Here is a 10,581-nt window from a genome sequence, read left to right on the forward strand (position 1 = left end):
GTCGAGCAACGTGGATTTCTCATACCCGGCGGAAGTCGAGCAGTTCCGCGCCGACCTGCGCACCTGGCTCTCGGACAATCTCACCGAAGAGCTTGTGGCGGCGCGCCGTTCCCCCGGCCGTGACGACGCGACGTTCGAACTCCTGCGCGCCTGGAACCGCACGATCGCCGACGCCGGATGGGCGGCGGTCTCCTGGCCGCGGGAGTACGGCGGCCGCGGCGCGACACTCCTCGAGCAACTCGTCCACAGTGAGGAGACCACACGGGCGCGGGCGCCCATGCCGCTCAACGTCATCGGCATGAACAACATCGCGCCGGCCATCATGCAATACGGCTCCGAAGCCCAGAAGCTGACTCTGCTTCCCCGCATGATGCGCGGCGACGACATCTGGTGCCAGGGCATGTCCGAACCGGAGGCGGGGTCCGATCTCGCCGCGCTGCGCACTCGCGCAATCCGCGACGGCGACGACTTCGTCATCAACGGGCAGAAGATCTGGACCTCCCTGGGCCATCGCGCCCAGTGGTGCCAGCTCTACGTCCGCACCGATCCGGAAGCTCCGAAGCACAAGGGCATCTCCTGCCTCATCGTGGACATGACCCTGCCGGGCATCGAGGTGCGCCCGCTCGTCACGCTGAACGGCGACACCGATTTCGCCGAGGTCTTCTTCCACGATGTGCGGGTGCCCGCTACCGCGCTCCTCGGCCCGCTCGACGGCGGCTGGCGGGTGGCTACCACCACGCTGAGCCACGAACGCGCCGGGGCCGCGCGACTGTACGCCGAGTTGGAGGTGCGACTGGAGGAACTGGTGGCCGACTTCGCCGCCGCCGGCTGCCTCGACGACCCGGTCACCCTGCGGCGCCTCGGCGAGATCGCGGTTCGCATCAAGTATCTCGAGGTCCTGTGCCAGCGATCGATCTCGGCGACGCTGCACGGGGGCTCAGAGAAGACCGCCATGGGATCGGCGAGTCTCGCCAAGACCGTGTGGGGCGAGATCGGACAGGACATGGCGGCGTTGGCCTTTGACGTCCTGGGCTGGCGGGTGCCGCAGGGCCGCTGGGTCGACTACCGCCTCACGTCACGATCCCTGACCATCGCGGGCGGCACGACCCAGATCACGAAGAACATCACGGCGCAGCGCGTGCTGGGATTGCCCCGCGAATGAACCTCGAGCTCAGCGACGAGCAGGTGGCGCTGCGCGACACCGTGCGCCGCTTCCTCGCCGAGAAGGCGCCGCTGTCGAGCCACGTGCGTCCGTTGCTCGACGACGAGACGGGGACCACCGACGCCACCTGGCGGAGCCTCGCCGACCTGGGGACCACCGGCCTGTTGGTGCCGCCGGAATTCGGCGGCGCCGGCATGACGATGACCGAGGCGGGCGTCGTCGCGGAGGAACTCGGCGCCGCCGTGCACCCGGGGCCGTGGTTGTCGACGGCGGTCGCCGCGCCGCGCGCCCTGACCCGATGCGGTGCCGCCGGCGCGGCGACCGAGATCTTGACCGGCATCGCCGACGGCAGCGCCATCGCGGCGGTCGGACCGCTGGAGCCGGGCCCCGGCCCGGTGGCCGTTCAGCGCGGGGCGGACGTCGCGCTGAACGGCGCGGTTCCGATGTCGGACGCGGCGGCGGCCGACGTCTTGCTGGTGTTCGCCGAATACCGGCAGTCGGTGGGCCTTTTCGCGGTGCGGACGCGCTCGGACGGCGTCTCGCTGACTCGCGAGCGCGGCGTCGACCCGACGCGCAAGCGATTCCGGGTCAGGTTCGACGACGCGGCCGCGCAGTGGCTGGGCAATGCCGCACCCGACGCCTTCGGGGCGGTGGTCGACGACGTGCTGATCGCCACGGCCGCCGACGCGCTCGGCGCCGCGCGCGAGATCATGCACCTGGCCGTCGAATACGCCAAGGTGCGAAGGCAGTTCGGCCATGCCATCGGCTCGTTCCAGGCCATCCAGCACCTCTGTGTGGACATGTTCGAGACGGTCGAGCTGGCCCGCAGCGGAGTGATACACGCGTTGTGGGCGGCCGACAACGCGGATCCCGGCGAGCGGCACCTGTCCGCCCTGCGCGCCAAGGCATTCGCCGGCCGGCTTGCCACCGTTGGGGACACCGCGATCCAGATTTTCGGCGGCATCGGCTACACGTGGGAACACGACGCCCACCTGTACCTCAAGCGCCTACTCGGCTGGAGCACGTTCCTCGGTGGGCCCGACCGCTACCTCATCGAGCTGGGGTCCGCCCTCGCGAACGGTGCGGTGCCCGGGCTCGGCCGCATCGAAGCCCGGTAGCCCCCAGCAGCGATCGACCTTCGCCGCGAAACAAATCTTAGGTTATGCTACCGACGGACCGCGGCGGTCCGTCGCGCTACGTGCTGGGAGTTGTTGGATGTTGACGCTCAGGTTCGACATGCGCAGCCCCCGCTGGGGTCCCCCGACGCGAGACCTGTACGCGGCGGCGATCGACATGTGCGCCTGGGCGGAGCCGCGGGGCGCGGTCCTCGTGGTGCTCTCCGAGCACCACGCCACCGAAGACGGACATCTGCCCGCGCCGACCATCCTCGCGTCCGCGATCGCCGCGCGAACCACCAACCTCGCCATTCTCCTTGCGGCGGTGCCGCTTCCGCTGTGGGACCCGGTGCGGTTGGCCGAGCAGATCAATGTCCTCGACCTCGTCAGCAACGGCCGCGTGTCCTACGCCTTCGGCGTCGGGCATCGCGAAGCGGAGTACGCCCACTTCGGCGTGGACTGGGCGGCGCGCGGCCGGCTCGCCGACGAAAACCTCGCGGCCGTACGGAGCCTCGTTGTCGGCGAGCCCTTCGACTATCGCGGGCGACGGGTATGCGTGACACCGTCGTGCGGGAGCCGGAAGGGCCCACCGATGGTCATCGCCGGCGGCAGTGCGGCGGCCGCCCGACGAGCGGCCCAACACGGCATGGGACTGATCGCACAGGCGGACGTGCCCGGCCTCGCGGAGACGTACGAGACTCTCTGCCGCGCTCAGGGCCGAGAGCCCGGCTTCGTCCAGTTCCCGATCGCCGGCGCGCCGACTACGGTGTTCGTCACCGACGACGTCGATCACGCGTGGCAGGAACTCGGGCCGCATCTGCTGCACGACGCCGTCACGGCGGCAAGCTACCGCCACGGGGACGACTCGGTCGCCAGCATCACCCGCGCCACGACGGTCTCCGAATTGCGGGAATTTGATGGTCCGTACCGCATCATGACCCTCGACGAAGCCGAGGCATACGTCCGCGACGGACGGCCACTGCCGCTGCACCCGCTGTGCGGCGGCGTCGCCCCCGAGGTGGCATGGCGCTACCTGACCCTCGCCGCCGACGCCGTCGACTCCGCACAACGGCCAGTCACCAAAACGGCGGGATGACAACACCGATGCCGTCGTCCGCGTCGCCCACCGGGCCGCTTCGCACCGTCGTGTGGTCCACCGGGGGCGTCGGCTCGGCCGCCATCGACGCCATCAGCCGCCGGCCCGACCTCGACCTCGTCGGGGTGTGGGTGCACTCCCGCGACAAAGTCGGGGCGGACGCGGGCCTGTTGGCCGGCGGGGAACCGTTGGGGCTCTGCGCCACCGACGACGCCGACGCGTTGATCGCGCTGCGACCCGACTGTGTCGTCTATGCCGCGAGCGGCCCCGACCGCGACGCGGGGGCCGTGCCCGCATACGTCAGGCTCTTGCGGGCCGGCCTCAACGTCGTCTCGACGTCGTCGACCGCCCTGGTGTACCCGCCCGCCTACTTCGCGGCCCAGTGGCGCGACGAACTCGAGGCGGCGGCCCGCGCCGGGAAGGCATCGCTGTACGTGTCCGGAATCTTCCCGGGCTTCGCATCGGACCAACTCGCCCTGCTGCTGACCACCCAGTCGAGCGGGATTCGTTCGATCACCGTCAGCGAGGTCGCACTCAACGACCACTACCCCGTCGCCGACGTCATGATGGACGGGATGGGGTTCGGCAGGCCGCTTGATTTCGAGCCCCTCCTCGCGACGCCCGGCTTCATCGAATTGGCCTGGGCCGCACCGATTCGCCTGATCGCCGCGGGGCTCGGGGTGGAGATCGAGGGGGTGCGGGGAACTCTGGACCGCCGGCCGACCGACCGCGACATCGAGGTGGCGTTCGGAACCATCGCGGCGGGCACCTGCGGCGCGGTGCGCACCAGGGCAGCCGGTGTGGTCGACGGGCGCGACGCGATCGTCCTGGAGCACATCATCCGGATGTCGCGCGATGTCGCGCCGGACTGGCCCTCCGCGCACAACGACGCCACGTACCGCGTCGACGTCGACGGGGTCCCCGAGATTCACTGCGAGATGACGGTGGGAGCCGTCGAGGGGCACGGCGCGGGCCGCGCCGCCATGGCGGCCACCGCCATGCGTGTCGTCAACGCGATCCCCTATGTCGTCGCCGCCGAACCCGGACTGCTGAGCTCGCTCGACCTGCCGATGACGCTGCCCCGGTTTGTGTTCGGCGAGCGCACGCCGACCCCTGCCAAGCAAGCCCGATGACGACCGGAGCGCCGGCCGTCGACCTCTCCCCGTGGTGATAACCTTCAACAAAGATTTGGTTCGGCCGGAGGCTCAGTGCAGTCAGTCGCGATTCCGCAGTCCCCACGATCAACGGACCGCTAGGAAATGCCCAAAGGCCCGTCTCCGGCGAACAGCCGGCCCGCTCCCACCGACGAAACCGGCACCCGCCGCGACGAAATCCTCACCACCGCAGCTTCGTTGATCGCGACGTCCGGCCTGCGGACGTCGTTGCAAGAGATCGCCGACGCCGCGGGCATCCTTCCCGGCAGCCTGTATCACCACTTCGAGTCCAAAGAAGCGATCCTGATCGAGCTGATCCATCGTTATCAGGAAGACCTGGACCGAATCGGGCGCACCGCCCTTTCGCGATTGGACGGGCCCGACCCCCGTCCCATATCGGATCAGATCGTCGAACTCGGGTCGGCGATCGCCGACTGCGCGGTGCGGCACCGGGCGGCCCTCCAGATGTCCTTCTACGAAGGGCCGAGCACGGACCCGGAGTTGGTGCAGCTCACGCAACGACGTCCCGTCGCAATCCAGGAGGCGATGCTCCAAACGCTGCGCGCCGGCAGGTGGAGCGGCTACATCAAAGCCGACCTGGACCTGCCCACGCTGGCCGACCGCATCTGCCAGACCATGCTGCAGGTAGGGCTCGACGTCATGCGCCACCGATCCCCGGCCACCCAGGTCGCCGGGCTGCTGTGCCGAATCATCCTGCAAGGCTTGGCGGCCCGGTCACCGACCGACTCGTCACTCGATCGGTCCGCCGCCTTCGCCGCCGCCAACGACGCCATCGCGACGTGGTCGGACGACGGCGACGCCGACCCCGCGGACAAGGCCGCGCACGTGCGCGCGGTGGCACGGACGGAATTCGGCCGCAGGGGCTATGAGGTCACCACCATCCGGGACATCGCGTCCGCCGCGGGTCTCGGCACGGGAACCGTCTACCGGGTGATCGGCTCTAAGGACGAACTGCTCGCCTCGATCATGGAGTCCTTCGGCCGCAAGGTCGAGGCCGGCTGGGTGAGCGTGCTGCGCTCGGACGCGGGTTGCATCGAGAAGCTGGACGCCCTGAGCTGGGTCAACGTCAACGCGCTCGACCGGTTCTCCGACGAGTTCCGCATCCAGCTGGCGTGGATGCGTCAGTCGCCGCCCGACACACCCAACCCTGGCTGGCTCTACACCACCCGGCTCCGGCAGATGAAATCACTGCTGGCGGAGGGCATCCGGTCGGGAGACGTCGCCGTCGACGCCCCGTCCACTGCGATGCTGGCGCGGTGCGTCATCGGACTGCAGTGGATACCGGAGAACATCTTGAGGGACGTCGGTAAGCGCGCGGCCTTGGTGCACGTCCGCGACACCGTCCTGCGCGGCGCGGCGGTCCGGAGCGGGTAGGTGTTGAACCCGATAACTGTTACCCATACAGTTGGTCGATTAGAACCGGGTTGGCAGTTAGCGAGAAGGGGATTTCCATGACCATTGTCGATCGGCTGCGCTATGACGGCAAACGGGCACTCGTCGTCGGCGGCGCGACCGGCATGGGCGCCGCGGCGGCCAAGTCGGCCGGCGAACTCGGCGCCGAAGTCATCGTGATGGACTACGCGCCGGTGAACTACGACGTCGCCCAGGCGATTCAGGTGGACCTGCGAGACCCTGCGTCGATCGACGCCGCGCTGGATCAGCTGGGCGGACCGGTCCACGCGGTCTTCTCCGCCGCCGGCATCGCCGACGGGACGACCGACCTGATGGCGATCAATTTCCTCGGCCACCGGCATCTGATCGACCGCCTGATCGAGAAGAACCAGCTTCCGTCGGGCTCGGCGATCTGCTTCATCTCCTCGGTCGCCGGCATGGGCTGGGAGAACGACCTGGAGCTGCTGACGGAGTTCCTCGCCGCGCCGGACTTCGCGTCGGCGCAGGAGTGGGTCAAAGCCCACGAGGCCGAAGGCATCATCCACTACGGCTTCTCCAAGAAGGTCGTCAACGCCTACGTGGCGACGCAGGGCTACCCGCTGCTGAAGAAGGGCATCCGGATCAACGCGATCTGCCCCGGCCCCACCGACACCCCGCTAGCGCAGTCCAATGCCGACCTCTGGCTGACCTTCGCCCAGGACTACCGCGACGAGACCGGGTCGAAAGTGCACACCCCCGAGCAAATGGGCGACGTCATGGCGTTCCTGAACAGCGCCGCCGCCTTCGGCATCAACGGGATCACGCTGCTGGTCGACTACGGGCACACCATGGCGTCGCTCACCAACGCCTACCCGCCGGGCAAGCCGATCATCGACCTGATCATGGGGCGCGTGAAGCTTTAGCGGGAAGCACCCACCCGCCTGCCCGGCCGGCCGGGCGCTCGGCGCGACGGCTACCGTCGAGGACATGGCACGCGTCACCGTCATCGGCGGGCACGGCAAGGTCGCGCTGCACCTGGCCCGCATCCTGACCGGCCGCGGCGACGAGGTCAGCTCGGTCTTCCGCAACCCCGCCCACACCGACGACGTCGCCGCGACCGGCGCAACACCCGTGGTCGCCGACATCGAATACCTCGACACCGATGCCCTGGCGGGCCTGGTCGCCGGCCACGACGCGGTCGTCTTCTCCGCCGGGGCCGGTGGCGGCGACCCCGCGCGGACCTACGCCGTCGACCGCGACGCGGCCATCCGTGTGATCGACGCGGCCAGGCGCGCCGGGGTCACGCGGTTCGTGATGGTGTCCTATTTCGGCGCGGGGCCCGATCATGGCGTGCCAGAGGATAATTCGTTCTTCCCCTACGCCGAGGCCAAGGCGGCCGCGGACGCGCACCTGCGCACAAGCGACTTGCGGTGGACGGTGCTGGGCCCCGGCCGCCTGACCCTGGAGCCGGCGACGGGCCGCATCGCGCTGGGCGAGGGCAAGGGGGAGGTTTCGCGGGAGGACGTCGCACTCGTGGTCGCCGCCACGCTGGCCGACGACTCCACGGTCGGCCGCACCATCGACTTCAACAACGGCGACACCCCCATCGCTGAGGCATTGGCTCACCGGTAGATTCCGCTGTCGAGCCACCTCATTTGCCACCGCTGAGAACGAGCAGGGAGGCATGACGAGGGCGTAGCTGCGCGAGCGGACTAACCCGACAGCACCTCGACCGGGACGTCGTCGGCCCACGGTTGCCGCGTGACCATGTCGGCCACCTTGACGATGCCGCGCTCGAACTCACCGGTCGCCGCGTCCACCAGGCGGTAGGCCTGCGTCTGCTTGTGGATCGGCTGCGCGTCGAGCAACACCACCCGCACCTCGCCCGGCTCGAAGTTGCAGCGCTTCTGCAGCGCGGCGATCAACTGCTCGTTGTGCATGTGGCCGTCACCGAAGTTCCACCCGATTGCCGTGCTGCAGATCCGTTCGCCGTCGGTGATGACGTAGTCGTCCTCGTTCTGGCCCGCCATGGCGCGGTGGGCCAGCGTGAACAGCGCGCGGCCGTGAGTGTTGAAGCCGCGGAACGCATATCCCATGTAGATCGGGATCTGCGCGGCCTCCGGGCTGCCGTAGAACCGCTCGAGTTGCGCCTGCGGCATGCTGGCGATCGCGACGATGCCGCGCGAGATCTTCTCGCTCGCCGAGGGCTTGATGCACCACAGCGTGGTGTCCCAGTTGCCGGCGTAGTACCGCATGCCGGGCAGGAACGAGATCTTGCGCGGAAACATGTTGCCCAGCGCGACGATTCCCGCGATGACGACGAAGAGGATCGCGACCGCGACGGGGTGCCTCAGGTCGGCCAGGCCCAGCCGCGCGTGCGCGACGAACAGCGACAGCACGCCGAAGATCATGAACACGTTCCACTCCAGCGGCACACCCATGGGGATCGACAGCAGGATGCCGAGGTGAAAGCACACCATGACGATCGCCGCGATGACGGTCGGCCGGCCGCCGTGGGAGAAGAACAGGACCAGTGGCACGAGCATCTCGATGGCCGTGCTCACGTGCGCCACCCACCGCGACAACCGGCCGGGCCGCAGGTCGTCCGGAAACCGTTCGAAGAACCGGCGTTTCAGCCACCGCGGCCGCACCAGCGGATTGTTGGACATCATCGTGGAGATGACGAACGGGAAGTGCTTGTTGAGTTTCGAGGTCGCCGCCCCCATCCAGATGACGAGAAACACCACCTTGGAGGCGACGATCATGTCGGGGCCGCCGAACAGGAACGTCACCGCCATGGTGGCGTAGACCTCGCCGCGCGCGGCCAGGAAGATCACTTTGTCGCGCAGCCCGAGGACGCCGAGGATCAGCAGGATCAGCACGATCTGCCACGTCGGAAGCAGCCCGACGGTGGTGCCGAGTTCGGGCACCGGGCCGGTGCCGTCCGAGAACAGCACCCGCAACGTCACCAGCAACAGCAGCGCGTATAGCGCGACGTCGATCGGCTTGCGCTTGGTTCCCTTGGTCCACGGGACGCGGTCGGGCCAGGGTGGCAGCCGGATGGTGCCGAAGCGCATCCAGTAGAGGATCGAACCCATCGGCGGGAAGAACCGGTTGTTCAGCGGTCCGAAGCCGCAGCCGAGGCCGATCACCTCGAACAGCATCGTGTAGAGCACGACCTTCTCGAAAACGATCGGCTCCGACCACCACGACCCGACGTGGGTGAACCCGCCGAGGCCGTTGGTGGCGGACGCGAAGAGCCATCCGCCGAGGATGTACAGCAGGATCTTGGCGACGTAGAACAGGTGCAGGGCGACGGGTGTGCCGAAACCGACCTCGGCCCAGTGCCGGGCCATGGGCCGGATCTTGTCGCTGCGGCTGCCCTTCTTCCACTCCTCCATGTTGATCTGCGGAAGGTCGGGCTTGAGGAATCCCATGGTTTCACAGACTAGAACGTGTTCTAGGTCGGCGCGGAAGTACCTTTGCGATTCCTTTGCCGGAAGGTCGGCGTGGCGTTACCGTGAGGCTTCGGGTTTCTTGGTTCGGGCTGCCTACTCATCGCTGAGGGGATGTCGACAATGACCAGACTTCGCTTTGCCGCATTGGCCGCGGTCACTGCCATCGCACCAGTCGCCGTCGTCGCCGGAACGGGCGTCGCGCAGGCCCGAGGGGCTCACGCCGGTGATACCTGTTCGGTGTTGCACGCGACCACGATGGGCCCTGACGGCGAGACGTTGACGTGCAACCCGACGATGACCACGAACCCGGCCACCGGGCAGCCAACGCTGGTGTGGCAGATGGGCGGACCGGCCTAGAAGCCGGCCACTCGAGTGGGCGCCCGGCCCAGTCGAGCCCTCAGCCGAAGACGCCCGCCGGAACGTCGGGCGCCCGCTCCATCACCAGCGGGTCGACCACCACGTTGAGCGCAGTCACGGCGTCGCCGTCGAGTGCCGCCAGCGCATCGACGGCGGCTAAAAACCGTTGCTGCTCAGCGGTTTTGACGATGCCGTCGGCGAGGTCGGTGAACTTCTTCACGTATTCCCGACGTCGGAACGGCCTGGCGCCCAGCGGGTGGGCGTCCGCGACGGCCAGCTCGTCGACGACGACCTCACCGCTCTTCAGCGTGACCTCGGCGCGCGCCCCGAACGCCTTCTCGCGCGGATCGTTGGAGTGGTAGCGGCGGGTCCACTCGGGGTCCTCGACGGTCGAGATCTTGCGCCACAGGACGACGGTGTCGGGGCGGTGTGCCCGCGCGGGGGCATAGGAGCGTTCGTGGTGCCAGCTACCGTCCTGGAGAGCGACGGCGAAGATGTAGGGCAGCGAGTGGTCGAGGGTTTCCCGCGACGCTTCCGGGTCGAACTTCTGCGGGTCCCCCGATCCGGTTCCGATGACGACGTGGGTGTGGTGGCTGGTGTGCAGCACGATCGACACGACGTCGTTCAGGTCGCCGAGGCGCGTTCGCAGCCGCCGCGCCAGGTCGATCGGCGCCTGGCTCTGGTACTCGGCCGAATGCTCCTTGGTGAAACTGTCGAGAATGGCGCGCTTGGGCTCGCCCGGGGCCGGCAGCGGCACGCGGTCGTCGACCGGCGCCGGGAAGCGCCCGGGCAACGAGAAGAAAAGCAGGTCGCGGCCGTCGGCCAGCTTCGCCCGCGTCGGCCCGGT

The 10,581-nt window shown here is 68.7% G+C and carries 9 protein-coding genes and 1 pseudogene; 8 read left to right on the plus strand and 2 right to left on the minus strand.

Going from position 1 to position 10,581, the window contains the following annotated elements; genetic code table 11:
- The first annotated feature begins 10 nt into the window (after nt 1-10).
- The 7 genes from GPY60_RS18160 to GPY60_RS18190 all read left to right on the plus strand — a co-directional run bounded on the left by GPY60_RS18160 (nt 11) and on the right by GPY60_RS18190 (nt 7,551).
- Nucleotides 11-1,162, plus strand: a complete 1,152-nt coding sequence (locus GPY60_RS18160) for an acyl-CoA dehydrogenase family protein (protein ID WP_156689077.1) — start codon at nt 11-13, stop codon at nt 1,160-1,162.
- Nucleotides 1,159-2,280: an acyl-CoA dehydrogenase family protein gene (locus GPY60_RS18165; RefSeq protein ID WP_156689078.1), complete on the plus strand. Its 1,122-nt coding sequence runs from the start codon at nt 1,159-1,161 to the stop codon at nt 2,278-2,280. The genes GPY60_RS18160 and GPY60_RS18165 overlap by 4 nt, the downstream gene beginning before the upstream one ends.
- A gap of 97 nt (nt 2,281-2,377) precedes the next feature.
- Nucleotides 2,378-3,373 carry an LLM class flavin-dependent oxidoreductase gene (locus GPY60_RS18170; protein ID WP_156689079.1) on the plus strand — a complete coding sequence of 332 codons (996 nt, stop codon included), beginning with the start codon at nt 2,378-2,380 and terminating at the stop codon, nt 3,371-3,373.
- Entirely contained in the window at nt 3,370-4,506 is a 1,137-nt protein-coding gene (locus GPY60_RS18175; protein WP_231639709.1) for an NAD(P)H-dependent amine dehydrogenase family protein, read from the plus strand. Before GPY60_RS18170 ends, GPY60_RS18175 begins: the two co-directional genes overlap by 4 nt.
- A 126-nt stretch (nt 4,507-4,632) precedes the next feature.
- On the plus strand, nt 4,633-5,922 hold the full coding sequence (locus GPY60_RS18180) for a TetR/AcrR family transcriptional regulator (RefSeq protein ID WP_156689080.1): 1,290 nt from the start codon (nt 4,633-4,635) through the stop codon (nt 5,920-5,922).
- Nucleotides 5,923-5,999: 77 nt separating this feature from the next.
- A complete protein-coding gene (locus tag GPY60_RS18185; protein ID WP_156689081.1) occupies nt 6,000-6,842 on the plus strand; it encodes an SDR family oxidoreductase in 843 nt (280 codons plus the stop codon).
- Nucleotides 6,843-6,906: 64 nt separating this feature from the next.
- Nucleotides 6,907-7,551: an SDR family oxidoreductase gene (locus GPY60_RS18190; protein ID WP_156689082.1), complete on the plus strand. Its 645-nt coding sequence runs from the start codon at nt 6,907-6,909 to the stop codon at nt 7,549-7,551.
- An 80-nt stretch (nt 7,552-7,631) separates the two neighbouring features.
- Here the strand turns inward: GPY60_RS18190 and GPY60_RS18195 are convergent, their stop codons facing one another.
- Nucleotides 7,632-9,356: a DUF3556 domain-containing protein gene (locus GPY60_RS18195; RefSeq protein WP_156689083.1), complete on the minus strand. Its 1,725-nt coding sequence runs from the start codon at nt 9,354-9,356 to the stop codon at nt 7,632-7,634.
- A gap of 141 nt (nt 9,357-9,497) precedes the next feature.
- On the opposite strand from GPY60_RS18195, the gene GPY60_RS18200 reads away from it, so the two are divergent.
- The gene (locus tag GPY60_RS18200; RefSeq protein ID WP_156689084.1) at nt 9,498-9,734 is read left to right on the plus strand and encodes a hypothetical protein; all 237 of its coding nucleotides are present in this window, start codon (nt 9,498-9,500) and stop codon (nt 9,732-9,734) included.
- Nucleotides 9,735-9,774: 40 nt separating this feature from the next.
- On the opposite strand, the pseudogene GPY60_RS18205 reads toward GPY60_RS18200, so the two are convergent.
- A pseudogene (locus tag GPY60_RS18205) lies at nt 9,775-10,581 on the minus strand (MmgE/PrpD family protein); the annotation flags it as partial.

Source organism: Mycobacterium sp. Marseille-P9652 (genome assembly GCF_902652685.1).
GTDB lineage: Bacteria > Actinomycetota > Actinomycetes > Mycobacteriales > Mycobacteriaceae > Mycobacterium.

Coding starts and splice junctions, on each gene's coding strand:
- GPY60_RS18170 (WP_156689079.1), top strand. CDS start 2,378: ATGTTGACGCTCAGGTTCGACATGCGCAGCCCCCGCTGGGGTCCCCCG.
- GPY60_RS18190 (WP_156689082.1), top strand. CDS start 6,907: ATGGCACGCGTCACCGTCATCGGCGGGCACGGCAAGGTCGCGCTGCAC.
- GPY60_RS18195 (WP_156689083.1), bottom strand. CDS start 9,356: ATGGGATTCCTCAAGCCCGACCTTCCGCAGATCAACATGGAGGAGTGG.
- GPY60_RS18200 (WP_156689084.1), top strand. CDS start 9,498: ATGACCAGACTTCGCTTTGCCGCATTGGCCGCGGTCACTGCCATCGCA.
- GPY60_RS18185 (WP_156689081.1), top strand. CDS start 6,000: ATGACCATTGTCGATCGGCTGCGCTATGACGGCAAACGGGCACTCGTC.
- GPY60_RS18180 (WP_156689080.1), top strand. CDS start 4,633: ATGCCCAAAGGCCCGTCTCCGGCGAACAGCCGGCCCGCTCCCACCGAC.
- GPY60_RS18175 (WP_231639709.1), top strand. CDS start 3,370: ATGACAACACCGATGCCGTCGTCCGCGTCGCCCACCGGGCCGCTTCGC.
- GPY60_RS18165 (WP_156689078.1), top strand. CDS start 1,159: ATGAACCTCGAGCTCAGCGACGAGCAGGTGGCGCTGCGCGACACCGTG.